The 26,365-nt window shown below is 57.3% G+C and carries 26 protein-coding genes; 2 read left to right on the top strand and 24 right to left on the bottom strand.

Translation table 11 applies throughout. From position 1 onward, the window contains the following. Positions 1 to 367: 367 nt before the first annotated feature. The 13 genes from DU505_RS00610 to DU505_RS00555 form a co-directional block, all read right to left on the bottom strand. The gene (locus DU505_RS00610) at positions 368 to 1,072 is read right to left on the bottom strand and encodes a recombinase family protein (RefSeq protein WP_220250276.1); all 705 of its coding nucleotides are present in this window, start codon (positions 1,070 to 1,072) and stop codon (positions 368 to 370) included. Positions 1,073 to 1,089: 17 nt separating this feature from the next. Beyond that, positions 1,090 to 1,542, bottom strand: a complete 453-nt coding sequence (locus DU505_RS00605; RefSeq protein ID WP_181872687.1) for a DUF2787 family protein — start codon at positions 1,540 to 1,542, stop codon at positions 1,090 to 1,092. Positions 1,543 to 1,698: 156 nt separating this feature from the next. After that, positions 1,699 to 2,445, bottom strand: coding sequence for a hypothetical protein (locus DU505_RS00600; protein WP_114477062.1), 747 nt, complete (start codon positions 2,443 to 2,445; stop codon positions 1,699 to 1,701). Positions 2,446 to 2,591: 146 nt separating this feature from the next. Continuing rightward, positions 2,592 to 2,912: a YkvA family protein gene (locus DU505_RS00595; RefSeq protein WP_114477061.1), complete on the bottom strand. Its 321-nt coding sequence runs from the start codon at positions 2,910 to 2,912 to the stop codon at positions 2,592 to 2,594. Continuing rightward, positions 2,905 to 3,267: a hypothetical protein gene (locus tag DU505_RS00590; RefSeq protein ID WP_114477060.1), complete on the bottom strand. Its 363-nt coding sequence runs from the start codon at positions 3,265 to 3,267 to the stop codon at positions 2,905 to 2,907. The genes DU505_RS00595 and DU505_RS00590 overlap by 8 nt, the downstream gene beginning before the upstream one ends. 199 nt (positions 3,268 to 3,466) lie before the next feature. Continuing rightward, complete coding sequence (gene rfbB / locus DU505_RS00585) at positions 3,467 to 4,558, bottom strand: dTDP-glucose 4,6-dehydratase (RefSeq protein WP_114477059.1); 1,092 nt, start codon at positions 4,556 to 4,558, stop codon at positions 3,467 to 3,469. A 20-nt stretch (positions 4,559 to 4,578) separates the two neighbouring features. Then, positions 4,579 to 5,718, bottom strand: a complete 1,140-nt coding sequence (rffA, locus tag DU505_RS00580; protein ID WP_114477058.1) for a dTDP-4-amino-4,6-dideoxygalactose transaminase — start codon at positions 5,716 to 5,718, stop codon at positions 4,579 to 4,581. Further along, positions 5,715 to 6,602: a glucose-1-phosphate thymidylyltransferase RfbA gene (rfbA, locus tag DU505_RS00575; RefSeq protein ID WP_114477057.1), complete on the bottom strand. Its 888-nt coding sequence runs from the start codon at positions 6,600 to 6,602 to the stop codon at positions 5,715 to 5,717. The genes rffA and rfbA overlap by 4 nt, the downstream gene beginning before the upstream one ends. Positions 6,603 to 6,841: 239 nt before the next feature. Beyond that, the gene (locus DU505_RS00570; protein ID WP_114477056.1) at positions 6,842 to 7,306 is read right to left on the bottom strand and encodes a GtrA family protein; all 465 of its coding nucleotides are present in this window, start codon (positions 7,304 to 7,306) and stop codon (positions 6,842 to 6,844) included. Positions 7,307 to 7,634: 328 nt separating this feature from the next. Further along, positions 7,635 to 8,519, bottom strand: a complete 885-nt coding sequence (locus tag DU505_RS00565) for a methionyl-tRNA formyltransferase (RefSeq protein WP_114477055.1) — start codon at positions 8,517 to 8,519, stop codon at positions 7,635 to 7,637. A gap of 36 nt (positions 8,520 to 8,555) precedes the next feature. Further along, entirely contained in the window at positions 8,556 to 9,530 is a 975-nt protein-coding gene (locus DU505_RS00560) for a glycosyltransferase family 2 protein (RefSeq protein WP_114477054.1), read from the bottom strand. A 130-nt stretch (positions 9,531 to 9,660) separates the two neighbouring features. Next, the gene (locus DU505_RS22250) at positions 9,661 to 11,598 is read right to left on the bottom strand and encodes a hypothetical protein (RefSeq protein ID WP_147273031.1); all 1,938 of its coding nucleotides are present in this window, start codon (positions 11,596 to 11,598) and stop codon (positions 9,661 to 9,663) included. Positions 11,599 to 11,845: 247 nt separating this feature from the next. Beyond that, the gene (locus DU505_RS00555) at positions 11,846 to 13,234 is read right to left on the bottom strand and encodes a KamA family radical SAM protein (protein ID WP_114477053.1); all 1,389 of its coding nucleotides are present in this window, start codon (positions 13,232 to 13,234) and stop codon (positions 11,846 to 11,848) included. A 335-nt stretch (positions 13,235 to 13,569) separates the two neighbouring features. Here DU505_RS00555 and DU505_RS00550 point away from each other — a divergent pair, with 335 nt between their 5' ends. Continuing rightward, complete coding sequence (locus DU505_RS00550; protein ID WP_114477052.1) at positions 13,570 to 14,097, top strand: macro domain-containing protein; 528 nt, start codon at positions 13,570 to 13,572, stop codon at positions 14,095 to 14,097. 200 nt (positions 14,098 to 14,297) lie between these two features. On the opposite strand, the gene DU505_RS00545 is transcribed toward DU505_RS00550, so the two are convergent. From DU505_RS00545 to DU505_RS00535, 3 genes are read right to left on the bottom strand one after another with little or no spacing between them, the layout of a single operon-like run. After that, positions 14,298 to 15,602 carry a TRAP transporter large permease gene (locus tag DU505_RS00545; protein WP_114477051.1) on the bottom strand — a complete coding sequence of 435 codons (1,305 nt, stop codon included), beginning with the start codon at positions 15,600 to 15,602 and terminating at the stop codon, positions 14,298 to 14,300. Beyond that, complete coding sequence (locus tag DU505_RS00540; RefSeq protein WP_114477050.1) at positions 15,592 to 16,071, bottom strand: TRAP transporter small permease; 480 nt, start codon at positions 16,069 to 16,071, stop codon at positions 15,592 to 15,594. The genes DU505_RS00545 and DU505_RS00540 overlap by 11 nt, the downstream gene beginning before the upstream one ends. Positions 16,072 to 16,128: 57 nt before the next feature. Beyond that, complete coding sequence (locus tag DU505_RS00535) at positions 16,129 to 17,148, bottom strand: DctP family TRAP transporter solute-binding subunit (RefSeq protein ID WP_114477049.1); 1,020 nt, start codon at positions 17,146 to 17,148, stop codon at positions 16,129 to 16,131. A gap of 199 nt (positions 17,149 to 17,347) precedes the next feature. Here DU505_RS00535 and DU505_RS00530 point away from each other — a divergent pair, with 199 nt between their 5' ends. Beyond that, complete coding sequence (locus DU505_RS00530) at positions 17,348 to 18,205, top strand: DMT family transporter (RefSeq protein ID WP_114477048.1); 858 nt, start codon at positions 17,348 to 17,350, stop codon at positions 18,203 to 18,205. Here the strand turns inward: DU505_RS00530 and DU505_RS00525 are convergent. From DU505_RS00525 to DU505_RS00490, 8 genes are all read right to left on the bottom strand, one after another. After that, on the bottom strand, positions 18,191 to 18,727 hold the full coding sequence (locus DU505_RS00525) for a DUF192 domain-containing protein (protein WP_114477047.1): 537 nt from the start codon (positions 18,725 to 18,727) through the stop codon (positions 18,191 to 18,193). The genes DU505_RS00530 and DU505_RS00525 overlap by 15 nt on opposite strands. A gap of 9 nt (positions 18,728 to 18,736) precedes the next feature. Continuing rightward, positions 18,737 to 19,876, bottom strand: coding sequence for an ABC transporter ATP-binding protein (locus DU505_RS00520; RefSeq protein WP_114477046.1), 1,140 nt, complete (start codon positions 19,874 to 19,876; stop codon positions 18,737 to 18,739). Then, a complete protein-coding gene (gene modB / locus DU505_RS00515) occupies positions 19,869 to 20,537 on the bottom strand; it encodes a molybdate ABC transporter permease subunit (RefSeq protein WP_114477045.1) in 669 nt (222 codons plus the stop codon). The genes DU505_RS00520 and modB overlap by 8 nt, the downstream gene beginning before the upstream one ends. Continuing rightward, a complete protein-coding gene (gene modA / locus DU505_RS00510; protein ID WP_114477044.1) occupies positions 20,537 to 21,346 on the bottom strand; it encodes a molybdate ABC transporter substrate-binding protein in 810 nt (269 codons plus the stop codon). The genes modB and modA overlap by 1 nt, the downstream gene beginning before the upstream one ends. Positions 21,347 to 21,497: 151 nt before the next feature. Continuing rightward, positions 21,498 to 22,232, bottom strand: coding sequence for a GntR family transcriptional regulator (locus DU505_RS00505; protein WP_114477043.1), 735 nt, complete (start codon positions 22,230 to 22,232; stop codon positions 21,498 to 21,500). A gap of 105 nt (positions 22,233 to 22,337) precedes the next feature. Next, complete coding sequence (gene pyk, locus DU505_RS00500) at positions 22,338 to 23,825, bottom strand: pyruvate kinase (RefSeq protein WP_114477042.1); 1,488 nt, start codon at positions 23,823 to 23,825, stop codon at positions 22,338 to 22,340. Further along, entirely contained in the window at positions 23,822 to 25,141 is a 1,320-nt protein-coding gene (locus tag DU505_RS00495) for a glycerate kinase type-2 family protein (RefSeq protein WP_114477041.1), read from the bottom strand. The genes pyk and DU505_RS00495 overlap by 4 nt, the downstream gene beginning before the upstream one ends. 232 nt (positions 25,142 to 25,373) lie before the next feature. Then, positions 25,374 to 26,258 (bottom strand): 2-hydroxy-3-oxopropionate reductase, encoded by an 885-nt coding sequence (locus DU505_RS00490; protein WP_114477040.1) that lies wholly within the window; start codon positions 26,256 to 26,258, stop codon positions 25,374 to 25,376. Positions 26,259 to 26,365 lie beyond the last annotated feature (107 nt).

Here is a 26,365-nt window from a genome sequence, read left to right as displayed (position 1 = left end):
GGAGCTGGGCATTTAATCGTTCGTGTCGTTGGTCACTGGCACCGGCATCGCCGGCCTGGGTCACAGAAATTAGCACAACTGAGAGACCGTTCAAGTGGCGTTTTCTCTCTAGGTTCTCTTGTTCAACTAACTGACACTCATTAAACCTATAACCTCTAACACACTGAAATAAAAACGAATTTTTTAACTAGTCCGAGAAATCCCCTTTTTTGCCTGGGATTATCGCCTTAGGGCGTTTATCCAGTTCTCCCTTGGCTAAAAGCCAGCCAGAAGTCGGAAGAATACTTAACTGAACCTTGCAGGGGCGCCTACCCAGCACCTTATTTATACGACCAAAGTATGATGCCTATTGGCCGCTTTCTCGCCATCACTGCCTCAACCTGCTGATCGTGGCACTGGTGAACGGCCTCCCCTGATAGGTGGTCAGTCCCCTTCGGTTGAGTGCCTCGGCGATGGCGACCCCACTGTGTAGACCCTCCTGCTCCTCCAGATGCTGAATGACCCTCTGGATACGCTGCTTCCACTGTGCCTGGGCCTGGGACCGTTGGTGATTGGCGATGGCAAGGTCGTGATGGCGTATGGCGTCTAGCTCGGGGTTACCCAGCTTTGCCCCCCGGGCCTTGGCGGCCTGAAGGGCGTGCTTGGTGCGCTGGCTGATCATTCGGGCTTCGTGCTGGGCCATCGCAGCAAGGATATGGATGGTCAGCTGATCCACGTCCGGCAGGTCGCAGAGGGTGAAGCGGATACCGCGCTTCTGCAGGCCGGTGATGAAGTGCAGGTCACGACTGAGGCGATCGAGCTTGGCGACCAGCAAGGTGGCATTGGCCAGCTCGGCGTAGTCGGCAGCCTCATGGAACCGGGGGCGATCGGCACGCTTGCCTGATTCCACCTCCTGGAATTCGGCGATCACCTGACCGCCATACTGCGCCAGGTAGTCGTTGACGGCTTGCCGCTGAGCTTCCAGCCCCAATCCGGAACGGGACTGCTTCTGGGTGCTGACACGGTAGTAGACGACATAGCGGCGTTCGTTCATGGAAGGCTCCATAGTGACGGTGGTGATGGGTGACGGCATCGTGACTCCCTACGGCATCAGTTTTCCCAGACCACCTCGACCTCATAGGCGCCGTTGCGGTAGTAGCTGAGAAAGTTGGTGACATAGAGATCGAAGAACTCTCCTACCCTGCTAAGCGCAATGGGCGGCAGATAGCGGACCACACAGAGGGATACGCCAAACTCGAAGTTGATCTCGCTTTGCAACTCGGCTTGATCGGCAGGGCCCACGTAGCTGAAGTCAGTGAGGTAGTCGAGGCGGTAATGCTCGTTGGCTCTACCCAGGCGGATTTCGACGGGGTGATAGCCACCCAGCAGCGGGTCATAGCCAGGATCACGGAAGACCAGGGTGATACCGAACAGCGGATCTTCCGTGGGTTGAGGGGGTGTCGTGATATAGGCGCGCTCGATCTCCTTGAGCAGTACATCGGTGAGGGCCTGCGGAATGGGCAAGGCGGTATCTGTGGTGTCGAGAGTGATGGGCAAGCTCATGGGAAACTCCAATGAGTAAGGGCCATGCGCACCGGCATGGCGTCTGGACATAAAAAAACGGCATAGCCCCCGGTGAGGAGCTATGCCGAATCCTGCATTTCGCTAAACGAACCTTTTGCGTGATGAAAAACGCCCATAGCCGGGCGGGTCTATGGATTACCCTTCAGCCGCCTTGCTATCGGGGTTTTCGGTATCAGAATCGGGTGATTCCGGGGGTTCTTCATCGGTAGCGGCATCTGTGGCGGGTAGTGAGTCAGCAGACTTGGCATCGGCGGCAGCTTGCTCCTGCGCCATCCGCGCTTCCCGTCGACGTTGCTGTTCGGCCAGGCGCTCCTGCTTGCGGGCTTCCTTGCGGGCATTCTCCTCGGCGACGTCGTCATGCAGTGCGGTCCCCTCCTCCACCAGGGTCGCTACCTTCTCATCGAAGGCAGTACGATCCTCGACGGCATACATCACCAGGGGCTGTTCCTCGTCCACTTCCACGATGCCCTCGGCCTTGAGAGCAGCCCCCAGGAAGCCATGGTTGTTGGCACCCTTCTGCTGATACAGCGGCTTGAAGAGAATCGCCTTGAAGCCGTGGCCATTCTCGGCGGTCATTAGTGCCTCGATATCCTCCAAGGCAATCCACTCCTGACTGAAGTAGCCACTGGAGGCATTGCCGGTCACACGAAGGAGCACCTGGCCATCCTCGTCCCGGTAGCCAAGGTGGTAGGTCAGCTCGCCATTCCCGCGAGGGCTCAGCTTGGAACAGGTCGCCTTCTTGAAGATGCGGATCGTAGAAACCGGTGAAGCAGCTTGCTGATCCTCCGGCGTCGGGTCGACGGGTGACGACGGTTGTGGGGGATCGGTCTTGCGCTTGGTGGTGGCTGTAGCAGCAGGCTTACGCTTTGTACGAGATGTCATACAGGGATCTCCGAGGTTCACGCAGACGAATACACGCCTATCACCACCGATTTGGCGGCAGCGACACGCGATGAATTGATTTACTAAGGAAAGGTCGGTAAGACATGGAAACGGGCGTCTATGGGCCCGAAGTCAGGGTGAGTGGTCTACTCCCGAGCACGACGGCGCATATCCGGGGTGATATACGCATCCAGCATCTTGAGGACACTCATCACCACGGCCAGGTCATCTACAAGGCCGCCGGGCAGCACATCGGGTACCATATCTACCGGACTGATCAGATAACCAAGGGCTCCCACTGCAGCAGCCTTCATGGCGACAGGGACACCGGGCTCTTGCATGACATACCAGAGCAACTTGGCGTAGTAGATGAGGTCGCGGAACGTACCGGGGAGGGATTTGACTTTCTTCCAGAAGGCTCGATTGGAAAAGTGCTTGGCATACGCCTGGTAGTGGAAGTTAATCATCGGCCTGCCTTGCTAGCTCATTGAGTACCGAGCAGGCACTGTGCCGAGGAAACAGCACATAGACGCCTCCACCATCATCCTGGGTAACCACCAGTAGCAAGTAGTAGTCATCGGGGCCCTTTAGGATAAATTCAGGCGGGTAACGCAATAATCCGCACTCATCATCACGTAGCTCATCGAGCGTATCCGAGGGCAAGACGTGGTAGAGGCGGGTTCCGGTTTCCTTCCAGAACTGATTGGTTTGCTTCAGGTCACCGCCAAAGGCCGATTGTATCAACTCATTATCAACAAAGTCTTTGACGGGCGCAGAAAGAAAAAACCCATCCACGAAGGATGGGCAAGTGATGAATCGCATTTTGGTCTCCTTTACCAAGGTCGGCAAAGGAATAATATATGAAAACCTATTAATTTAGATTCGACAACAAGTACTGTCTGTCAGCCAAGGGCCAACGAAATCTGACACATAGCTGAGGCTAACATCTTCATTAAAAATTTGAAGTCATCGACTTGTCATCTGTGCAAAATAAACAAATACACAAGAATAGCAATTCGATTTAATCATAACGTCTCCCCAACCGCTCCCGAAAATAACTACCATCCTGCACACGCCGACACCAATCCAAGTTGTCGAGGTACCACTGCACGGTTTTACGAATGCCAGTATCGAAAGTCTCTGCCGGCTGCCAACCCAACTCGTGTTTTATTTTATTGGCATCGATTGCATACCGGCGATCATGGCCCGGGCGATCCTGTACATTGGTAATAAGCGACCGATATTCTTTTACCACGTGTTCCGCATCCGGAGGAGAAAGTTCCTGCAAAACATCACAGAGAGACTGAACCACTTCAAGGTTCTTTTTTTCGTTATGCCCGCCAATGTTATAAGTCTCACCAACAATACCTTCGGTGACCACTTTGTATAGAGCAACTGCATGATCATCAACATATAGCCAGTCTCGTATCTGCTCGCCGTTACCATAAACTGGCAGAGGCTTTCCTTCCAAGGCGTTGAGAATCATTAACGGGATTAATTTTTCAGGGAAGTGGTAAGGGCCATAATTGTTAGAGCAATTGGTAACCAGAACCGGCAGGCCGTAGGTCCGCATCCATGCGCGGACCAAGTGGTCAGAACTGGCTTTGCTGGCCGAGTAAGGGCTGCTGGGAGAATAGGGTGTGGTTTCAGTAAATAGGTGGTGCTCCGCGCCATAGGCATCATCCGGATGCGGCAAATCTCCATAAACCTCATCAGTGGATATGTGATGAAAGCGAAAAGCGTGTTTGCGTGGGCTTTCCAAACCATGCCAATAGTTACGAGCTGCTTCCAGTAGTGTGTATGTGCCAAGGATATTGGTTTCGATAAAGGCCGCTGGGCCATCAATAGAGCGATCCACATGACTCTCTGCAGCTAAGTGCATGATGGCGTCGGGCTGCTGCTCAGCAAGAACTCGCTCAACCTCTGACCGGTCACAGATATCAACCTGCTCAAAGACATATCGATCCGAGCCATCAACTTCCCGTAGATTTTCAAGATTACCTGCGTAGGTCAACTTATCCAGGTTGATGACACTATCTTGCGTTTTATTAATGATGTGCCGGACAACCGCTGAGCCGATAAAACCCGCTCCACCGGTGATAAGGACTTTCATTGTATTACTATCCTCTTAATCTATGAACTGATGGCACGCGTCAAAACCTTAGCAATGTATTCTTGCTGTTCGGCGGTTAGCCCCACCCACAATGGCAAGCGCACAAGCCGCTCTGACTGCCTATTGGTAACCTCCAACTCCCCCTGCACTCGACCATACCGCTCTCCTCCAGGCGAAGAGTGCAAAGGAACGTAATGGAAAACCGAAGAGATGCCGTTTTTCTTCAACTCATTGAGCACTTTTTGCCGATCAATCTCCGGCGCCAGTAGGACGTAATACATGTGAGCATTGTGCTGACACTCATCCGGTACGATCGGCCGGCGAAGTAGCTCTTTGACTTCCAGCGGTTCTAGAAGTGCATGATAGCGCTGCCAAGTCGCCAGGCGGTCATTCGTGATGCGCTCGGCTTCCTCAAGCTGTGCCCACAGAAAAGCTGCAACTAGCTCGCCAGGCAAGAGTGAGGATCCCGCCTCTTGCCAAGTATATTTATCGACTTCACCCCGGAAAAATCGACTCCGGTCGGTGCCTTTTTCACGGATGATTTCAGCACGCATCGCCAGTGTCGGGGCGTTCACTAACAGGGCACCGCCCTCGCCTGAGATCACGTTTTTGGTCTCATGAAAGCTGTAAGCTCCTAGATCACCTATACTACCTAGCGCTCGCCCTTTGTAGGTTGCCATCACTCCCTGCGCTGCATCCTCTACAACCATCAGGCCATGCCGCTCAGCGATATCCATAATTGTGTCCATCTCGCAGGCTACCCCTGCATAGTGGACTGGCACAATAGCGCGAGTACGCTGATTGATCGCTGACTCGATAAGGCGTTCATCAAGATTGAGAGTATCTTCTCGAATGTCGACAAAAACTGGAACGCCGCCCCGAAGCACAAAAGCATTGGCAGTCGACACAAAGGTGTACGAGGGCATAATTATCTCGTCACCCTGCTTAATATCCAGAAGCAATGCGGCCATCTCGAGTGCCGCTGTGCAAGAGTGGGTTAACAGCGCCTTGTCGCAACCACTTTTGTTTTCCAGCCATTCATGACAACGCCTGGTGAAAGGACCATCACCGGCAAGCATGTTGCCGAACTTAGCTTCGGCAATGTAATACAACTCTTTGCCGGTCATAAAAGGCCGATTAAACTGGATATCCTGTGTCATTTCTTTTCTCCTTGAAGCCTGTGCCACTCGTCAGCAACACCACGCAGGTATTCGCTATACTCGCATTTCGGCATACAGTCAATTAAGGTCTCGAAATGATTAATAGAAAGGAACCCTCTGACCAGAGCCGCCTCTTCGGGACAACCAATTTTAATCCCTTGCCGCCGCTCAATGGCTTCAATATATGAAGAAGCCTCATGCAGGGCGGTGCTGGTTCCGGCATCCAGCCAGGCGAAGCCTCGACTCAAGCGACGTACCTGTAGTTTGCCACGCCTAAGGTACTCTAGATTGACGTCCGTGATTTCTAATTCGCCACGATGAGAAGGGTTTACTGCTTTTGCGATTTCCAGCACCTGATTATCATAAATGTACACGCCGGGCACAGCGTAGCTACTTTTTGGGTGTCGGGGTTTTTCCTCAATAGAGACTGCCTTTCCATCGCGGTCAAACTCTACCACGCCATAGCGCTCAGGATCCTTGACGTGATAGGCAAAAATGGTTGCACCGCCGTCAAAGCCAGTGACCGCTCTAGGGAAATCATCGCCCCCGGAAAAAATATTGTCACCAAGCATCAAAATCACATCATCAGAGCCGACGAAATCAGCTGCAATTATAAACGCTTGGGCGATTCCTTCAGGCCTATGCTGCAGGCGATACTCGATTGACACGCCCCACTGCCTCCCATCCCCAAGCAAGTTTTGATATCTGGGCAAGTCTTGCGGTGTCGAAATAAGGCAGAAATCTTTAATCCCTGATGCAATCAGTACTGTCAGGGGGTAGTAGACCATCGGTTTGTCAAAAACCGCCTGCAGTTGTTTGCTGGAAATCTGTGTCAAAGGATACAAACGCGAGCCAGCACCACCGGCAAGAATTATTGCTTTCATAATCTAACTTAGCCTCCCTTCAGGTCATAAAAAGATGTCACCACTAAGCAGGAGGGACCCTCCCCCTTATATTATTTTCTGCTCGGCATCGCCAAGGCATATAAGTTTGCATTGATAAATATAGTGACGTGTAATCCTTCGCGACATTGAAAAAACAGTTGAGTCGAATCCTTTTTAATAATTGCAGCAGATTTACTGACGACCAAATATTTTCTCAATTACACTGAAGACAGTTTTCATTATTTTATCGCTTTGTTAGGATTATTCTTCGACATGAAAACAAAAAAACGCAAAATAAAAAACAAGAAGCCTGCAACAATAAAAACTGAAACCCCCTGCACATATTGATGGGCAAAGCCAAAGTTATCGACAAAAATAAACAGTAAAAGAAAATTAATCGAATAACCGACTAAGTGCGCTGCTAAAAAACGTACACCTGCTTCACCTATATGCCCAGCATGATCAAATGTAAAGCGCCGATTAGCAAAGAAGCTAATCAGAACGCCAGCAGCGTAAAGGGCCGTCATTGTTAATTTCGGTGTGCCTCCAACATAAGTTATAGTAACGTAGGCTGCATATACAAGCAGGTTAATCAAAATCCCTACAAGCGCAAAACGAAAAACCTGCTTAATCGTGCTTTTTGATGGATAATAACTTGATCGCAACTTAGGACCCTTTTCATAAGAAACGACTGATCGAGTCATAACCACACACCGGTCGCATGCTTGATAACAGAAAATTCAGCTTCCAGCTTTTCCTACCCGGCAAGCATTTTGAGGCTGAAATACTGATCCTTATACACTAATTTCGGTGTAAACGCAAGTAATCGGTTGATGCCTGAGATTCGAAGTTACATTTGAAGAAAATACAGTTCGAGTTGCTTCAAAATGTCACTGAGCAACATGCCTCAGGCATCATCTTCGTAAAAAACAACATCCTTTTTGCATTGGTTCTAAATATCGGACCGTTAGAATTTTACCTCTAGCCACTACTTGCGTGACTAAAATCCAACATTAGCAAACCATTTTTTATTTAACCAAACCTGCTGCGAAATGACTTAATCGGCATTAATGATTCTCCGTACTCTCCGCAAATGTCAATCAAAGTTATTAGACCAGAACCACAAACAACCACAGGCAAGCCTGATTCAAGAAAAATCACCTTACCCGGATTTCGATTTTCAATAGTTACATCTGCCCTCGCCTTTGCTTTTATTATCCTGATCTTCTTACCATCCAGCAAAGATGTTGCGCCTCGATACGGATAACCAACACAGGATATAAAGTGCTCAATATCTTTTGCATCACTATCCCAGTTAATCCGATAATCTTCTTCATCACGCCAAAGGCTATAAGAAGATTTAGATTCATCTTGCTCATAACTTGCTATTATATTATTATTTTCCGAATATTTCTCCACCAACTCAACCGCCAAATCCGAATAGACTGTTGAAATTCTATTAATCTCCGCAGCAATTGTTGTCGGATAAGTTATTGACATTTTTTTTTGTAGAACTATATTTCCTGTATCATAATTTTTTCCTCCAAATAACGCGGTTACCCCTGTCTCTTTTTCTTTATTTATCAGTGCCGTAACGAGCGGAGCGAATCCTCTATACCTAGGCAGAAGCGAATCATGAAAAACAATCAATTTTTCTTCACTGACTCCTCTTATCAACCAGCGCCATCCTACCGCAAGCACTAAATCGTACCCAGAAATATCATATGTGAATCTTTTTCTTATGTAATATTCAATTTTGTTGCGTATACAAAAATCAGTCAAGTCTGAGCTGAAGTCTTTTTCCACAGCGCCATCATGTCCTATCACGCAAACATAAGCATGTTTATCTTTTTTTTCAGAAAGAGCCTTAACGACTCGATATCCTTTTTCACCCAAAGAAAATATTAATATTTTCATTTAGCCCTCGAATCAAATACACAAGTATGACCATGCCTAGTCTAGATTAAAAGTTGATCTGCTAACGATATATAGAGGCCTGCGTTTGGTCTCGTCAAATATTTTCCCAAGATAAACACCTAGGATACCAAGAATACTAATAATAATTCCTCCGAGAAAATAAAAAGAAACAATAAGACTGCTCCAACCTGTAACTTGGATACCGTGTACCACTCCACGATAAATAATGTAAGCGCCGTACGCGAACGCTAGGAATGAAATAGAAAACCCGAACCGAATTGATAACCTTAATGGTTTGTCTGAGTAAGCTATAACAGTCTCAGCAGCCAGTTTCCACAGTTTGATAAAAGTATAGGTGGATTTCCCCTCGAAACGTTGGTCATGCTGAACTTCGATACTGGCAGTGGGAAACCCCATCCATTGAACTAAACCACCAAAAAAACGAAGTCGCTCCCGCATGCAATTAAAATTAACGACTACTTTCCGAGACATTATACGAAAGTTACCTGCATCACCATCATAGTTTATATCCGCCAAATAGCTAAACACCTTATAGAATAGCCATGAGGTGAAGCGTTTTAAGGGTGGGTCGCTTCGCGCGCCTCGGCGTGCCAAAACAACATCATGACCTTCCTGTGCCTTGTTGTAAAGACGCGGAATTTCTTCAGGACGGTCCTGCAGGTCGCAATCCATCACTACTACCCAATCACCCCGACAAATATCCAGCCCTGCTGTGATCCCATAATGTTGCCCAAAATTACGACTGAATTGAATGCCGCGTACTCGTGGATCAGCAGCTGCAAGTCGTTCAATCACATTCCACGAGTTGTCGCCACCACAATCTTCAACGAGAATAATTTCAAAGTCTGTCGTAATTGTTTCTATTGACTCTTTAAGGCGGCGATAGAGTTCATCCAGACATTTTTCAGCTTTGTAAACGGGGATCACGACAGACAGGTGAGGTGAACTTAGATTTTCTGTTTTATTTTGGCTATTTAATATTTTCTTCATTTTTTAGCTACCCCTTATTGCAGATCGCGTGGGTACTTGACTCATCCACAGCGGCTACCATATTGAAATAGCCTTTCCAAGAGATCTGGTTGTACAAAAAAATAGCCACCTTCTTCACTTTCTTTCCTTCTCAAGAAGTCGGATTTTGGATGATCGTGTGGCAATCAATTAGCGTAAAATCTCCACCTTCGAAATCTTCGACAATTATTACATATTTTTCGAATTTGCATGCTTCTGACTCATCAAACAAGGACCGTTCAACCCAAAGAGCGGACTCATCATAATCATTATAGCCATAAGTTCTGCGCAACGACTCCATGCCATGAAGTAAAGGAACACCTGTCACCGAATATGCAAGTAAACCTCTTGCCCAAGAGGCACCTCCAAACCGGCTGAAGTCTGCCAGAAAAACTTCTTCTGGTATGTATAGTAACGTGTTTTTTTGTGAAAGACCTTTTCCCTGCATATAGGATGCCAGTGATTTTTTAAAATCAGCCAATGGTCTTGAGTAAGAAGATAGGTCGCTTAGGCCGCGACCCTGAAGCTGTTTGTAGATATTTGTATTGAGGTCATCATCGTAATCATTGATACGTGAAAAAGGCTGATAATAAATATTTTCAGCAACATCCTTAACTAGCCCTGGGCTCAAGTTAAAGAAGTTTACCTTCGTTAAGCTGAACTGGCTTGTTAGTGCTATGACAAAGACTACAAGCACTACTCTGATATACTGATGATCAAAATTGACAATCCCTTTCCTCGCTGACTTATCTGAAAATAAGAAAATCATTGACTGATATACCAGCAAAATCAGAACACTGCTCAAACCATAAACAAAATACCAAATATCTGATCTCGAGAAATTAGGTTGAAGGCTAACTATTACAGCGATGACAAGCGACGATAACAAGCCGCTTAGAAAAAGTCGCCCAGTAAAACTTGAACGAAACAACCAAGATAGAACACCAGTTGTCAGAATTAGCAGATATACTTGATGCAATTCATTATGAAAAATGCCAGTACGTAAAAGAATGAACCTCTTCAACTCATGGAATCCGGAAAAGCTTAAACCGCCATCACTAATAGTCATTAACGAATTGTAAGCGGCAAAGAAAATAAGCAAAGAAACTCCAAAAAAATAGATTTTATAATTTTTATAACTGGCAAAAAATAAAGTAAATCCTATCAGAGTCGCATACGCGAAACCACTGGATACTTTTCCAGCAGAAACAACTACCAGCAAAGCAAACAGAATTAAATATTCTTTTAACCTTAGTGGATCACTTTGGCTAATAAGCCTAAAGACCAATGGTGAAGATAACACAATGACTAGACTGGTAAACCACAAGCCATGTGAACCTATCGCATGCCATGTTGCGACAGCCATGGGCGCAAGAAAAACCAAAGAAAAAAGAAAGACGTAATATTTTCTCCCCCTACAAACTGAAGCTACAAAAAAAACAATTGCCGACAATAGCAAAGCGCTTTTATAATAATAGAACAGTCCATACGAACTCCAAGCATCAACTCCTGAAAGCCGAATTAATAGCGAGTCTATAAAATGGCTAAATACATGGTACACCATTAAAGGTGCATCATGCTGCGCGATAGATGAGTATCCAAGAACATTAAAGCTATTTATAATCGACACATGGAATGCGCTATCTTGATGCCATCCCAACCCCAATTCCGCCTCCAGAAGAGGAAATGTTGGGTAATAGTGAAAAAACTGCGCACTTGGAGAACTCAGCAGTGCTAACATTCCTCCAAACACTAGAACTGACCAGAAGGCATTTATCCAATATAATTTTAATTTGCTTTTAAATACCCAAGGTTCAAAAAGAATCAGGAGCCCCAGAAAAAGCCCCAAGAAGAGAACGGCCACCTTAACAATATCTAAATAATCGAACTGCACATAAACTAAAGCAGAGTAAGATAAAACAAAGAAGAAAAAAAGCAAATTCGCAAGTATAGCTACTGTAGAAACTGAGAAGCGTTCTCCTTCCAGTATAACCAGCTTGGCCAACCCAAGAAACGACCTATTTACTTTAACCCCATGGGCTTCATTCATAAAAATCCTTTATTGCCATCTTTCCCAGCCACCAAATCTAGTCACATATTACAACACTTAACTATATGTATGAGGCATTAACTGAGGCTATTAGTATAAAAATTGACCAATTCTCCGGATTATATCGAATCTTGCTCAACAAGAAAAGGCCAGATCAGGGATATACATATCTTCATTAACGGCAGCGCCCCTGCTGTATAGCCAGAGGCGCTTAGCCTTGTTAACCAGACACTGAACAATTTCTATATCAAGACGCCTTCATGATCAGCGCCTGTTTCTCGTCCTTCATCGCCGCGAACTCGGCCTCATAGAAAAACTCGCTCTCGCCCAGCGCTGGCTCCAGGTGGTTGAGCCATGTGGCTCCCTCGTCGTATTTGGCGAAGAAAGGCCGCTGCACCCAGTCGCTGTCGCGGCCCTGGATGAAGCGCAGCACGAAGACCTTCTCGCCCTTGATCTCGGCCACACCCTGAATCTCCACCTTGCCCGGATCGGCGGACATCGACGGCCCGCGGGCAGTACGCGCCAGGCCCGGCACCTGCTTCATGGCCTCGCGGTAGATCTCCCAGGCACGCACCAGCGGCACCTCGAAGTAGTGGCGGGCACCGGTGTCGCGCTCGACGAACATGTAGTAGGGAATCATCCCCAGGCGCACCTGGGTGGTCCACATGCGCGCCCACTGGTCGGCATCGTCGTTGATGTGCTTCAGAAGAGGCGCCTGGGTTCGGATCTCGGCACCGGTGGCGCGAATACGACGGATCGCCTCCCGGCAGATGGGAGTATCCATCTCCTTCCAGTGGTTGAAGTGCGCCATGAAGGCGACGTGTTTGCCGGCGGCGGTCAGCTCGCGGAACAGCTCTAGGATATCCTCGGCGTCCGGGTCGGTGACGAAACGATAGGGCCAGAAGGTCAGGCTCTTGGTGCCGATGCGAATGTCCTGAACATGTTCCAGTTCGGGGGCCATCAGCCCTTCCAGATACTGACGCAGGTGCTTGGCCTTCATCACCATGGGGTCGCCGCCAGTCATCAACAGGTCGGTGACCTCGGTGTGCTCGGCCAGGTAGCGGTGCAGCGAACCGGCCTCGCTTGAGGCGAACTTGAGCTCCTTGTCGCCCACGAACTGCGCCCAGCGGAAGCAGAAGGTGCAGTAGCTGTGGCATACCTGCCCCTGGCTGGGAAAGAACAGCACCGTCTCTCGATATTTGTGCTGCATGCCGGGCAGCGGCTCGCCGTCCAGCAGCGGCAGGTTGAGGTCCATCTGTCCCGCCGGATGGGGGTTGAGTTCGCTGCGAATACGCTCGATTGCCGGCTTGAGCTCTGCCGCATCGGCATCTCGGCTGACCAGTTCGGCTACCTCGTCGAAGTGCTCGGGCCTGAGCATGCCGCGCTGGGGAAAGGTGAGCTGGAAGACCGGATCCTCGGGGACGTTGTTCCAGTCGATCAGTTCGTCGATGACGTACTCGTTGACGCGAAACGGCAGCACCTGGCTGACAACCCGCATGTCGAAACGCAGGTTTTCAGGCAGATTCTGAATCGCCTCGATCTTGTCCAGCTGGCGATGGGTATAGACCTTGAACTGCCTGGCCTCAAACGCTTCGGCACGCGGGTCGCCGAGATCGATGTTCACTCGTTGATTCATGCCACCTCCTTTGCTCTTGCACGGCGGGCCACGGCCGCCCCATGGCGACACCAAAAAGCCGAGCCGTCAATCGGGCCGGCGGCACGCAGGCCGTGGTCTATTCGGGGTGACATTGGTACTGACTTGGGGATCAAGTTGCAAGTTTTCGCATCGTTTTGCAACGAACGTCTCGGATCAAGCCAACATATGCAACATTCTGTTCTCTTTCACCGTCCGCTCGCCGAAAGGGCACTCGCTGCCATGCCGCTGACGTCAATAAGACTTATACGAAAGTTGGTTGAAGCAGCTGACGCTTGGCGGCCAGAATGGAAATACTACGGCCAAGGAGAACGAGTATGACGTCTTCCTCCCGCCTGGAGTGCGTGCAGGGCGATATCGTCCAGCAAGACGACATGGACGCCGTGGTGAATGCCGCCAATGCCGAACTGCGGCCCGGCGGGGGCGTCGCCGGGGCGCTGCATCGTGCCGCTGGCCCCGAGCTGGACAGGGCGTGCCGGCCGCTGGCACCCATTGCACCGGGCCAGGCAGTGGTCACCGATGCCTTCGATCTGCCCAACCAGTATGTGATCCACTGCCTGGGGCCGGTCTATGGCGTCGACTCACCCGCCGATGAGCTTCTTGCTGCCTGTTACTACAATGCACTGCGGCTGGGTGAATGGGAGAAGGTCGATTCCATCGCCTTTCCATCGATCTCGACCGGCGCCTTCCGTTATCCGGTCACCGAAGCCGCACGTATCGCCCTATCCACCGTGACCCAGCATCTGCCCGACTTTCCCCGGATCAAACGCGTACGCTTCGTGCTGTTCGACGCGGCAACCACCGAGCTGTATCAGCGTACGCTGGCTTCGTTCAACGAGGCCTAGCAGGTACTGCGCGGGGCACAACGATCGAAATCCATACCAGGAGCCTGTCGGATTTGACCGATCGTCACGAGAGATTTGGATTTCGAGACAAGTTTATCGATCTGATGAGGCGAACAGCCCGCTATTTAACGAATCAGATCGAATGAAACTGGCCGAAAGACCGGATCTCGCAGTAGATCAGCGTTAAGTCCGACAGGCTCCTAGACGTTGTAGCCCAGCACACCTGGCAACCACAGGGCTATCTGGGGAAAGATCGCTACCAGGGCCAGGGCGCTGGCCATGGCCAGCACGAACAGTAGCGCCCAGCCCACCGTCTGCTCCAGGCGGATCTTGGCGATCTCGGTGGTCACCATCAGGTTGACCGCCACCGGCGGCGTGAACTGGCCGATGGCGATATTCATCGCCAGCAAAATCCCGAACCACACCGGATTCCAGCCAAAATGCTGCATTACCGGGATGAGGATCGGCATCATGATCAGGTAGATGGAGATGGCATCGAGCAGCATGCCGGCCACCAGCACCGCCAGCATGATCAGGATCAGCAGCAGCACACCGCTGTCGGAAAGACCGATGATCCACTCCGCCAGATGGCGGAAGGTACCCAGCATGGTACCCGCCCAGGCGAAGATCCCGGCCAGGGCAATAATCAACATGACGACCCCCGAGATCACCGCTGCCTCGCCAAGCAGTGTCCAGAGGTCGCGCAGCCTGAGTTCCCGGGTGAGAAACAGCCCCACCAGGGCACCATAGGCCACGGCCACCACGGCAGCCTCTGTAGGGGTAAACAGCCCGGAGCGCAGCCCGCCGAGAATCAGCACCGGGGCAAACAGCGCCGGCAGCGCCTGCCTGAAGCTATCCCCGACCTTCGGCGGCTCGGCGCCCGCGACCGGCGTGCCCCCCTCCCAGCCATAGCGCCTGGATACCAGCAGCGCGGGCACCAGCAGCGCCAGCCCGGCCAGGATGCCGGGGAACAGGCCGGCGGCAAACAGCGCCCGCAGGTCGACTCCCGGCACCACGATGGAATAGAGAATCAAGGCCACCGAGGGCGGGATCAGTATGGCCGTGGAGGCCGACGCCGCAATCAGGGTCGCCGAGAAGGGCCTGGGGTAACCCGCCTTGGTCATGCTCGGCAGCATCACCATGGCCACGGCGGCGGCGTCCGCCGGGCCCGAGCCACTCATGCCCCCCATGATCATGCAGACCAGCACCGCCACCAGCGCCAGTCCACCATGCCGTGGTCCGATCAACGCCTGGGCGAAGCGCACCAGCCGCAGCGCCACACCGGCGCGCTCGAAGATCAGGCCGGTCATGATGAACAGCGGAATGGCGATCAGCGGATACTTGGCGATGCTGTTGTAGGTGTTGGTGCCCAGGGTCGCCAGCATGTCGGGCGAAAGGCCCGAAACGATGCCCACCGCCCCGGCCAACGCCAGCGAGAAGGCGACCGGCACACCGGCGATCAACAACCCGGCGAAGGCCAGGATCATCCACAGATCAGGGCTCATCCTCGAGCCTCCCGCTCAGGCGATCACGGGTCTGCTGCGTCAGGCGTATCAACATGGCCGCCGCCAGCAGCGGCAGCCAGGCCAGATACCACCACTGCGGCAGGCCTAGCCCCGGCGACAGCGACTGCCATTGATATTCTTCCCAGGTGAGTTTGCCACCGAACCAGGCGATCATTCCCAGCACAAGGGCGCCGCACAGCCATTGGAAGAGGATCAGCAGCTTTCGCGGGCCTGCCGGCAGGGCGCGCTCCAGCAGGCCGATACGGATATGGCCGTTACGTCGCAACGCCACCGAGGCCCCCGCGAAGGTCAGCACCACCAGCAGGAATACCGAGAACTCCTCGGTGAAGGCCAGGGAACCGCCGGTGACATAGCGTGTGATGACGTTACCCAGGCTGATCAGCGAGATGATCGCCAACGCCAGGGAGCCCAGCCAGCGTTCCGGCCGGGCATCAGGAGAGAATTTCATGCAAGCCTCGCGAGAGCGGGCCGGCCCCCCCCACCGGGGTGCCGGCCTCAGCCGGGTTCAGCGCGCCTCGATGTCGGCACGGGCCGCTTCGACCAGCTCCTGGCCGATCCGAGGGATCCACTTGTCGTGGACGCTGGCGGTGGCACTGACGAAGGCGCGATGCTGCTCTTCGGTCAGCTCTGTCACCTCGACCCCACGCTCCTGGATAGCGGCGAGACGCTCGCTCTCCTCCTCACGGGTCATGGCGATCTCCCATTCACCGGCCTCGACGGCAGTTTCACGCAGGATCTCCCGGTCCTCCTCGTCCAGCGAATCCCAGATGCGCTGGTTGACGGCAAAGATCAGCGGATCGTTCATGTAGTTCCACAGCGTCAGGTGCTCCTGGCCCACCTGGTCGATCCGCGCCACGTCGAACACAGAGAGGGGGTTCTCCTGGCCATCGACGGCACCCGTGGTCAACGCCGGTTGAGCGTCGGTCCAGCTCATCTGGGTAGGGTCGGCACCGAGGGCGTTGAAAGTATCCTGGAACAGGGGCGAGCCCACCACGCGAATCTTCAGGCCCTCGAGGTCGCCCGGCTCGCTGATCGGGCCGCGGGAGTTGGAGACCTGGCGGAAGCCGTTTTCACCCCAGGCGAGCGGCACCACACCGCGGGATTCGATGGCCTCGAAGATCATCTTGCCGGCCTCACCGCCGGTCACGGCATCCACCGCCGCCTCGTCAGGCATGAAGAAAGGCAGGGAGAAGAGATTGAGCTCCGGGACCTGCGGCGACCAGTTGATGGTCGAGCCCACGGCCATGTCGATCAACCCTGAGCGCATGGCGGAAAATTCGCGGGTCTGGTCACCGGCCACCAGCTGGGAGTTGGGGTAGACGCGCAGGGTCAGGCGGCCCTCGGTACGCTCCTCCACCAGCTCGGCCCACTTTTCTGCCGCCTGCCCCCAGGGGAAGGCATCGGACAGCACGGTGGAGACGGAGAGTTCTCGGGCCTGAACTGCGGAGGCCGAAAGCGATGCGGTCAGCACGGCGGCACCGGCCAGGGCCGCGGCGAAGCGAGTGAGTCGACTAGCGGATGTCATGACGTGTCCTTGCAGCAAAGGGCCGGTTCAGAGAAGACCGGCCGCGATTGTCGTTCTGGGTTGATACAATCCGGGACATGTTACGCTTCAATATTCTACGAAGTCCCGCGTTGAATGATAGACCGTCATTGGCATAACGCGACGACTGCCGGCGTCGCTGTTACCCTCGCCAGGCCGTACCGTCCAAGGAAACCCGCTCGTGCCCCTTCGCGATCTATTGCTCGGCCTGGTGATCGTCACCATCTGGGCCCTGAACATCATCGTCATCAAGCTGGGGGTCGCGGAACTTCCACCTCTACTGTTGACCACTCTGCGCTTCATCCTGGTCGCCGCCCTGCTGGTGCCCTTCCACCCGGTTGCCAGACATCAGTTGCCTTTCCTGCTGCTGCTTTCGGTGACCTTCGGCACGCTCCATTTCGCCCTGCTCTTCATCGGGCTACGCCAGGCCGAGGCGGGTACCGGTGCGCTGCTGGTGCAGATGGGGACTCCTTTCGCCACCCTGCTGGCAGTGATATTCCTGGGCGAACGCCTGAGTGCCAAGCGCATGGTGGGCCTCGCACTGTCATTCGGCGGCGTGGTGATACTCGCCGGTGGTCCCAGCCTGCCCTCTCCGCTGCCCATGGCACTGCTGCTGCTCAGCGCCCTGGGCTGGGCGATCTCTCAGCTGTTGATCAAGAAAGGCCCCAATATCGCCCCCATGGCGCTGGCTGGCTGGGTTGCACTATTCGCCATTCCGCAGGTGGGTTTGGGCTCCTGGTGGCTCGAGAAGGGGCAGATGGAAGCCATCGGCCAGGCGGGCCTGTTCGGCTGGGGAGCGGTGTTCTATACCGCCGTGATGTCGTCGATCGTCGCCTATGGCCTGTGGTACGGCCTGTTACGCCGCCACGCAGTCAGCCGGCTGGCGCCACTGAGCCTGCTGGTGCCGGCGGGGGCGGTGGTGCTGGGCATCGTGCTGCTGGGGGAGCAGCTCAATGCCCATATCGCCGTCGGTGGTGCCATGGTCATCGCCGGCGTGGCGCTGATCGTGATTCGCTTTCGTGCCTTAGTCGGCCGCTGAGCATCCCTCCTTGCGGCCGGGCCAGACCACGCAGGCCCCCTCCTCGATGCCACGCTCGGCAAAAAAGCCGGCATTCACCTCCAGCGCGGCCTGATAGGATGCACCGGCCAGTGTCGCCGGGCACTCCCGGGCCGTGTCCGATGGACAGGGTTCCATGGTGTGGATCGTGGCGATACGGCCCCGGGCATCGATGAAGGCGATATCCAGCGGAATACGGGTCCGATACATCCAGAAGCCGCTCTGCGGGGGCTGAACCCGGTCATAAAGAAACAGCATGCCCGCGTCGGGCGCCAGCGAGTCGCGATCCATCAGCCCAATGCGACGCTCGTCCCCTGTTCGCGCCATCTCCACCTCGAGCCGAAAGACCTCGTCGCCGGCATCGATCCGCAGGGGCTGGCGCTCCAGCGCCGTCGTCGACTCGGCCACGGCAGGCCAGCGCCACACCAGCATGACGACGGCCACAAGAAGAAGCAGCGCCAGGCTTGCGCGTGTAGAGAGCCCCGACCGATAAAGCGGTGTCATATCGTATCCTCAATCCCTTTGGGTTTGGGGCAGCAGGTGAATTCCCGCCGCAAGCAGGGATACCTGCACCCACTCACCACGGGCCAGCCCGTTGCGACGGGCCGCATGGGTGGCGATATCGAAGCGCAGGGTCTCGGGGCCATGGTCGAAGACCAGCGTCAGCGACGTCATGCCACCCAGCACCACTAATTCGCCGATACGCCCCGTCACCGGGTTCTCCCTTTCCCCGCGTGAAGGCCGGTCGCGGCGGTGAAGCACCACGTCGGAGTCGGGCAGGTACCAGGCGACTCGCTGCCTGGGGGACAGCGACTCCAGGCCATGGGCCACCTGCAGAAACCATGGCCCCCACTGCAGCCGACGCTCGCCCTCGACCTTCACGACCCGCCCCTCGAAGATATTATGGCGATCCAGCAGTCGCGCCACCTCGGCACTGGCCGGGTGGCGAAACAGTCTCTCGGGAACATCGGCCTGCAGCGTACGGCCACCGTGAAGCACGCAGATCCGGTCCGCCAATGCCACTGCCTCGTCCAGGTCATGGGTCACGAGCAGGATCGGAATGTGAATCTGCTCGCGCAGCAGGGCCAGCTCACGCTGCAGGCGACGCCGTGTCACCTGGTCCACCGCCGAGAAGGGTTCGTCCAGCAACAGCGCCCGGGGCTCGCGCGCCAACGCCCGGGCCAGCGCCACCCGCTGTCGCTGGCCACCGGAGAGCTGGGACGGGTAGCGATCAGAGAGTCCTTCCAGGCGCATCCTGCCCAGCCAGTCGTCGGCACAGGCGCTGCGCCCGCCGGGCTCGAGATGGCCCAGCGCCAACTTGACGTTGTCACGGGCACTCAGGTGGGGGAACAGCGCATAGTCCTGAAAGACGACGCCCACCCGACGCGCCTGGGGCCTGCGGACAACGCCATGGGCGGTATCCAGCCAGGTCTCGCCACCGCAGTCGATGCGCCCCTCAGCCGGCCGGTAAAGACCGGCAATGGCACGCAGCAGGGTCGTCTTGCCGCTGCCTGAGGGCCCCACCAGCGCCAGCAGCTCACCCGGCTCACAGCAGAAATCCGCAGCCAGGGGGATCGGCCCGGGCTGGTGCAGCGATACCGTCAGCCGACCCGCCCCTGGCGAGGCCGGGGACCTGCCGGGCCAATCAGGCATAACGCCACCTCCGCCGGCCCGCCAGCCCGTAGACCACGCCGATGGTGAGGAACGACACCAGCAGCAGCATGGCCGACATGATGCCGGCGCCGGTCTCGTCGAAGGCCTGGACCCGATCGTAGATGGCGATGGACAGGGTGCGGGTCTCGCCGTCGATGGCCCCCCCCACCATGAGGATGACGCCGAACTCGCCGAGGGTATGGGCGAAGGTCAGCGCCAGGGCCGAGATCACGCCGGGCCACACCAGCGGGAGCTCGATGCGCAGGAAGGTCTGCCAGGGGGAGAGCCCGCTGCACCAGGCCGCCTCGCTCAGGTTGGCGGGTATCGCCTCGAAGGCCCGCTGGATCGGCTGCACGGCAAAGGGCAGGCTGGCCACCAGTGAGGCGAGCAGGATACCGCTGAAGGTGAAGTTCAGCCCCTCGCCGGTCAAGCTATGCCAGAAGGCGCCGAATGGGGCGTCGCGGCCAAAGCTCATCATCAGGTAAAAGCCCAGCACCGTGGGCGGCATGACCAGCGGCAGCGCCACCAGCGCTTCGCACAGCGACTTGCCGCGAAATCGCGCCCGGGCCAGGGTGCGGCCCAGCCACAGCCCCACCGGGATCAACAGCAGGCAGGTCATCAGCGCCAGGCGCAGGGAGACAGAGAGGGCCGTCCAGTCCATCAGGGCGCCTCGGTGTCGACATCGGCCCCGGGGAGACGAAAACCGTAGTCGGCAAGAATCTCACGTCCCTCGTCCTGCTGGAGCCAGTGATAGAAGGCGCGGGCTGTGTCGCCTGCGCCCCTGACCAGTGCCATGCGCTGTACCAGCGGCTCATGCCAGGCTTCGGGAATCAGCACGAACTCGCTGCGCTCACCGAGCTCGGGGGCCAATGCCAGGGACCAGGCCACCAGACCGCCACGGGCGTCGTCGGAGAGAGCGAACTGGGCCGCCTGGGACACGTTCTCGCCGAGTATCCGCAGGGAAGCACTGTCGGCCCACAGTCCGGCATGTTCCAGCGCCTGCCTTGCCGCCACGCCATAGGGGGCGTGGTCGGGGTTGGCCAGGGCGATGCGTGGTCGCCCCTCGCCCTGGGCGTGTATCGCCTGGGCCTCGCGTACCGCGGCCAGCGGGTCGTCGCTACTCGGCAGGTCATTGCGCCCGGCCCGCTGTAGCCAGGCCAGCCGCCCGATGGCGTAGACCACGCCGGCATCCTCGGTATGCCCTTCCGCATGCAGCGCATGCACGTAGGCCTCATCGGCCGACAAGTAGAGCTCGAACGGTGCTCCCTGGGCGATCTGACGGCGGAAGTTGCCCGAAGAACCGAAGTTGAGCCGCAGACGCTGACCGGTGTCGGCTTCGAAGCGCCGGGCGGCTTCGGCAAGGGCAAATTGAAGATCCGAGGCAGCGGCAACGGTGGGGACGCCGGCCTGGGCCGGAGAGAAGGAGAGGACCAGCCAGACGGCCAGCCCCCAGCGCAGGAGTGCGTTCATCGCAAGCTACCGATTGCCCCGTGGAGTGTCGGCATTGTCAGTCAGGAAGGCATGGCCGGTAAAGCCGCCCGGCCGCCATCTTGCCGCCGGCATGATCCGGCGCAAGCCTCGACCAGCGCCGGTCACTGCCGACGCCGGGCCTAGAGGAATCCTATTCGGTGACTCCCTCCCGCTGACCGAGAATGGCCATGAGGTCGATCCGTGTCTCCCGGGAGCTGAGGTCGAGCAGGTTCTCGAGCGCCTGGAGGTGATCGTGTATGCAGCGCCGGGCCGCCTCGCTGTCACCGGTCCGCAAGTGTGCCAGCAGTGCCGGGTGGTCCTCGGTCAGGTAGCAGCTGGCCAGACCGGCACGCTTGTAGAGCGCGATGACGATGGAAGTGCGCAGGATGAGGTCGGTGAGCATGGCTCCCAGCACACGATTGGGGGAATGCTCGGCCATCAGGTGGTGAATGGCCAGGGAGTGCTCTATCCGGGCCGGCTCGTCGCCACACGCATGGGCTTCGGCCTCGCGCTCGACCAGGGAGGCGATGGTCGCCAGTTGCGTCTCGTCGAGCCGGCCCGCCAGCAGCGCAGCCACCTCGCCTTCCACCAGCCGGCGGGCGGCGAAGGTCTCCCGGGTCTCCTCGATACTGGGCGCCCTTACCCGCGCCACCTGATTGGGCTGCTGGGTGACCACGTAGTCGGCGGCCAGCCGCGTCAGAGCCTTGCGCACCACCGAGCGGCTCACGCCGAAGATATCGCCCAGGGCCACTTCCGGCAGGCGCGTACCCGGCGGCAGACGCTGCGTCAGCACGGCCTTGCGCACCTTGTCGACGATGAAGCGGTCGCTGATACGCCCACCCGCTCGCGTCTCTGCGGCGATCTCCTCCTGCCAGATACTGCTCATGATACGGCCTCTCCGGTCTGCGTCATGAGAATACCTTCGCATGTTTCCCACAAGCTGGCCACACAAAACAGGGTTTCTGTATACAAAGATCTCGCCCCTTGGGCGTTACCGGCTCTGGTGCTGTTCGTTCACGTCGAGAATCTTCAGGGTATTGGTCCCGCCGTGGGCGTTCATGTGATCGCCCCGGGTCAGGATCACATGGTCCCCGGGCAGCGCAATGCCCTGCTCGACCAGCAGCGCCAGCGCTCGCTCATTGAGTTCGGTGGGCGTCATCCCGCTGGTGTCGAAGGGCAGCGAGACCACGCCGCGGTAGAGCGCCATGCGCCGCTGCGCCACCGGGCTGTGGGCCAGGCCGACGATGGGCAGGCCCGAGCGGATGCGCGAGGCGATCAGCGGCGTATAGCCGGTGGAGGTCATGCAGGCGATGGCCGCCACGCCGGTGAGGTGGTTGGCGGCGTACATCGCCGACAGGGCGATGGTCTCGTCGATCCGCGAGAAGCCTTCGTGGATGCGGTGGCCGGACTCCTGGGCGATCCTCTCGCGCTCGGCGCCGAGGCAGACGCGGTTGATCGCCGCGATGGTCTCCACCGGGAAGTCGCCGGCGGCGGTCTCGGCGGAGAGCATTACCGCGTCGGTGCCGTCGAGCACCGCGTTGGCCACGTCGAACACCTCGGCCCGGGTGGGCAGCGGCGAGGTGATCATCGACTCCATCATCTGCGTTGCCGTGATCACCGCCCGGTTCAGGGTACGGGCGCGCTTGATGATGCGTTTCTGCATGCCGATCAGCTCGGCGTCGCCGATCTCCACCCCCAGGTCGCCGCGGGCCACCATCACCGCCTCGGAGGCCTCGATGATGCCGTCCAGGGTGGCCACATCGGCCACCGCCTCGGCACGTTCGAGCTTGGCCACCAGGCCGATCTCTTTCCCCGCCTCGCCCAACAGCTCGCGTGCCTCGTGCATGTCGGCGGCGCTGCGCGGGAACGAGACCGCCAGGTAGTCGACGCCGATGTCGATGGCGGTCTTGAGGTCGGCGCGGTCCTTGTCGGTGAGCGCCGGGGCCGAGAGGCCGCCACCCTCCTTGTTGATGCCCTTGTTGTTGGAGAGCTTGCCGCCCACCACCACGCTGGTGTGGATCAGGTGGTCGGCCACCCGGTTTACATGCAGCACCAGCCGGCCGTCGTCGAGCAGCAGCCGATCGCCGGGGACGACGTCGTCGGCCAGGGTCTTGTAGTCGCAGCCGACCCGGGTCACGTCACCGGCATCGGAGTCCAGCGCCATGTCGAGCAGGAAGGACTGCCCCTCCTCGAGCGTCACCGGACCATCCTTGAAGCGGGCGATGCGGATCTTGGGGCCCTGCAGGTCGCCGAGGGCGGCCACGGCCCGGCCCAGGCGGGCGGCGATCTCGCGCACCCGCTCGAGGCGCTGGCGGTGATCGTCGGCGGAGCCGTGAGAGAAATTGAGGCGCACCACGTCGACGCCGGCCTCGATCATCGCTTCCAGCACGCCATCGCGGTCGCTGGCCGGCCCCAGGGTGGCGACGATCTTGGTGCGGCGAAGGGGGTCATGGATGGGGGCATGGGGGGGAAGCGTCATGATGTCCTCGGCAAGACCAGAATGGCACGGAAGTCGTTGACGTTGGTTCGAGTCGGCCCGGTAACGATGAGCCGGTCCAGCGCCTGAAAGAAAGTATACGCGTCGTTGTGCGACAAGTACTCGGCGGGATCGAGGCCGAGCTCCCTGGCGCGGTTCCAGTCGTCGGGGCCGAACAGAGCGCCAGCATTATCCTCGGAGCCGTCGATGCCGTCAGTGTCGATGGCCAGTGCATGAATGCCCCAAGCGCCTTCCAGGGCACCGAAGAGACCCAGCAGATACTCCACGTTGCGCCCTCCGCGGCCGTCCCCCTTGACCGTGACGCTGGTCTCGCCACCGGAGAGGATCAGCCGTGGCCTGCCGTTCTCGGCAGCCGCATCCAGCGCCAGGCGCGCCTGGGCCCGGCCCAGCTCGCGAGCTTCGCCTTCCAGGTCGTCCCCCAGCACGCTCACCGTGATGCCCGCGGCCTCGGCGGCCTGTCTGGCTGCTTCCAGGGCGTCGCGGGCTCGAGCCAGCATCACACTGTCGTCGCGGACGAAAGCGTCATCCTGCGGTGAGGGGGCGTCACGGCTCTCCTGCAGGTGATGGCGCACGCTGTCGGGAATGTCGATGGCGTACTGCTCGAGCACCGCCAGGGCGTCCGCCGGCGTCGAGCTGTCGGGCAGGGTCGGCCCGGAGGCGATCAGCGACGCCTCATCGCCCGGCACGTCGGAAATCAGCCAGGTCACCACCTGGGCGGGGTGGGCGGCCGCCGCCAGGCGACCACCCTTGATCGCGGAGAGGTGGCGTCGCACGGTGTTGATCTGGCTGATCGGCGCACCACAGCGCAGCAGTGCATGGTTGATGGCCTGCTTCTCGGCCAGGGAAATGCCCTGTGTCGGCAGCGTCATCAGGGCCGAGCCACCACCGGAGATCAGTGCGATGACGCGATCATCCTCGGTGAGCCCCTCGACCGCCTCGAGCATTCGCCGGGCCGCCTTCTCGCCCAGGTCGTCGGGCATCGGGTGCGACGCCTCGAGTACCTCGATGGTCGAGCACTCGACATCCAGCCCTTGAAGACCATGCGCGTAACGGGTCACCACCAGGCCGGAGAGCGGCGCCTCGGGGCAGCGGTCCTGCCAGGCGCGTTCCAGGGCCGCCGCCATGGCAGCGGCGGCCTTGCCGGCACCGACCACCACGGTGCGCCCCGGCGGCGGGTCGGGCAGCAGGTCGGCCACCAGCGTATCCGGGTGCACGGCGGCAACGGCGACATCGGCAAGCCGTCGCAGCCAGGCCGCCACGTCCATGGCAGGATCGAAGGGGGGCAGAGCAGAATTCATGGGGCACCTCGCAGCGGGCGATAGGCTTCGACGGTAGCAGCAGAAACAGGGGGGAAAAAGCCCGACGACGGGCGGGTTCCAGCCGGGGATCCCGCCGTCGGGTCAAGGGCCACCAGGGGCGGCCATGGGATGGGCGACGACCCGACGCCCATCAGGGGGAAACACCGGCCGAGTGTCTGCGCGACGGGCACACCGCTTGCCGTGCCAGTCGATGCTTCCCCGGTACGCTCGTTCAGCTGCCGACTTCATGGTCGGCCAGCGACTCGAGCGCCCTCAGGATACCGGCGTGATCCCAGTCCTCGCCGCCATGGGCGACACAGGCCTGGAACAGCTGCTGGGCGTTGGCGGTGCCGGGCAGTGCCAGGTCGAGGCTGCGCGCCCCTTCCAGCGCCAGGTTGAGGTCCTTCTGGTGCAGCTTGATCTTGAAGCCCGGATCGAAGGTGCGCTTGATCATGCGCTCGCCGTGCACGTCGAGAATCTTCGACTGGGCCAGGCCGCCGAGCAGCGACTCACGCACCTTGGCCACATCAGCGCCCGCCTTCGAGGCAAACAGCAGCCCCTCGGCCACCGCCTCGATGGTCAGCGCCACCACGATCTGGTTGGCCACCTTGCAGGTCTGGCCGGCACCATGGCCGCCGATATGGGTGATCGTCTTGCCCATCACCTCGAGGATCGGCCGGGCGCGGGTAAAGCCCTCTTCGGTGGCGCCAACCATGATGGTCAGGGCCGCGTTGATGGCCCCGCCCTCGCCGCCGGATACCGGTGCGTCCACATACTCGCCGCCGGCATCAACGATGCGCTTGGCGAATGCCTGGGTGGCAATGGGGGCGATGGAGCTCATGTCGATGACCAGGGTGCCCGGCTTGAGCCCCTCGGCGACACCGCCCTCGCCGAACAGTACCTGCTCGACGTCGGGGGTGTCGGGCACCATGGTGATGACCACCTCGGCCTGCTCGGCCACGGCACGGGGGCTGTCGAGTTCGGTCATGCCCTTCTCGACCAGGGTGGCGTCGAGGGTGCCGCGCTTGACGGTGACGAGGTCATGGCCGGCGTCGAGCAGGTGACCTGCCATGGGGCGACCCATGATGCCGAGGCCAATGAAACCGATCTTGCTCATGATGATTCTCCTTTCAGCTTGTCATTATGAACTCTGAGTTAGCCTTCACTTGCGACATATCCGAAGAGATGAGCGCCGGGGGCAAGTCGCAGCGAGGGTCATTTGCC

Origin of the sequence: Billgrantia montanilacus, assembly GCF_003336675.1 — a bacterium.
Classification (GTDB): Bacteria; Pseudomonadota; Gammaproteobacteria; order Pseudomonadales; family Halomonadaceae; genus Halomonas; species Halomonas montanilacus.
Note: the sequence above shows the minus strand (reverse complement) of the source record. Positions and strands in the feature narration are given on the sequence as shown.

Excerpts from the sequence above, each read along its gene's own strand:
- DU505_RS00610 (WP_220250276.1), bottom strand. The coding sequence starts at position 1,072 with ATGCCGTCACCCATCACCACCGTCACTATGGAGCCTTCCATGAACGAA.
- DU505_RS00605 (WP_181872687.1), bottom strand. The coding sequence starts at position 1,542 with ATGAGCTTGCCCATCACTCTCGACACCACAGATACCGCCTTGCCCATT.
- DU505_RS00600 (WP_114477062.1), bottom strand. The coding sequence starts at position 2,445 with ATGACATCTCGTACAAAGCGTAAGCCTGCTGCTACAGCCACCACCAAG.
- DU505_RS00595 (WP_114477061.1), bottom strand. The coding sequence starts at position 2,912 with ATGATTAACTTCCACTACCAGGCGTATGCCAAGCACTTTTCCAATCGA.
- DU505_RS00590 (WP_114477060.1), bottom strand. The coding sequence starts at position 3,267 with ATGCGATTCATCACTTGCCCATCCTTCGTGGATGGGTTTTTTCTTTCT.
- rfbB (WP_114477059.1), bottom strand. The coding sequence starts at position 4,558 with ATGAAAGTCCTTATCACCGGTGGAGCGGGTTTTATCGGCTCAGCGGTT.
- rffA (WP_114477058.1), bottom strand. The coding sequence starts at position 5,718 with ATGACACAGGATATCCAGTTTAATCGGCCTTTTATGACCGGCAAAGAG.
- rfbA (WP_114477057.1), bottom strand. The coding sequence starts at position 6,602 with ATGAAAGCAATAATTCTTGCCGGTGGTGCTGGCTCGCGTTTGTATCCT.
- DU505_RS00570 (WP_114477056.1), bottom strand. The coding sequence starts at position 7,306 with ATGACTCGATCAGTCGTTTCTTATGAAAAGGGTCCTAAGTTGCGATCA.
- DU505_RS00565 (WP_114477055.1), bottom strand. The coding sequence starts at position 8,519 with ATGAAAATATTAATATTTTCTTTGGGTGAAAAAGGATATCGAGTCGTT.
- DU505_RS00560 (WP_114477054.1), bottom strand. The coding sequence starts at position 9,530 with ATGAAGAAAATATTAAATAGCCAAAATAAAACAGAAAATCTAAGTTCA.
- DU505_RS22250 (WP_147273031.1), bottom strand. The coding sequence starts at position 11,598 with ATGAATGAAGCCCATGGGGTTAAAGTAAATAGGTCGTTTCTTGGGTTG.
- DU505_RS00555 (WP_114477053.1), bottom strand. The coding sequence starts at position 13,234 with ATGAATCAACGAGTGAACATCGATCTCGGCGACCCGCGTGCCGAAGCG.
- DU505_RS00550 (WP_114477052.1), top strand. The coding sequence starts at position 13,570 with ATGACGTCTTCCTCCCGCCTGGAGTGCGTGCAGGGCGATATCGTCCAG.
- DU505_RS00545 (WP_114477051.1), bottom strand. The coding sequence starts at position 15,602 with ATGAGCCCTGATCTGTGGATGATCCTGGCCTTCGCCGGGTTGTTGATC.
- DU505_RS00540 (WP_114477050.1), bottom strand. The coding sequence starts at position 16,071 with ATGAAATTCTCTCCTGATGCCCGGCCGGAACGCTGGCTGGGCTCCCTG.
- DU505_RS00535 (WP_114477049.1), bottom strand. The coding sequence starts at position 17,148 with ATGACATCCGCTAGTCGACTCACTCGCTTCGCCGCGGCCCTGGCCGGT.
- DU505_RS00525 (WP_114477047.1), bottom strand. The coding sequence starts at position 18,727 with ATGACACCGCTTTATCGGTCGGGGCTCTCTACACGCGCAAGCCTGGCG.
- DU505_RS00520 (WP_114477046.1), bottom strand. The coding sequence starts at position 19,876 with ATGCCTGATTGGCCCGGCAGGTCCCCGGCCTCGCCAGGGGCGGGTCGG.
- modB (WP_114477045.1), bottom strand. The coding sequence starts at position 20,537 with ATGGACTGGACGGCCCTCTCTGTCTCCCTGCGCCTGGCGCTGATGACC.
- modA (WP_114477044.1), bottom strand. The coding sequence starts at position 21,346 with ATGAACGCACTCCTGCGCTGGGGGCTGGCCGTCTGGCTGGTCCTCTCC.
- DU505_RS00505 (WP_114477043.1), bottom strand. The coding sequence starts at position 22,232 with ATGAGCAGTATCTGGCAGGAGGAGATCGCCGCAGAGACGCGAGCGGGT.
- pyk (WP_114477042.1), bottom strand. The coding sequence starts at position 23,825 with ATGACGCTTCCCCCCCATGCCCCCATCCATGACCCCCTTCGCCGCACC.
- DU505_RS00495 (WP_114477041.1), bottom strand. The coding sequence starts at position 25,141 with ATGAATTCTGCTCTGCCCCCCTTCGATCCTGCCATGGACGTGGCGGCC.
- DU505_RS00490 (WP_114477040.1), bottom strand. The coding sequence starts at position 26,258 with ATGAGCAAGATCGGTTTCATTGGCCTCGGCATCATGGGTCGCCCCATG.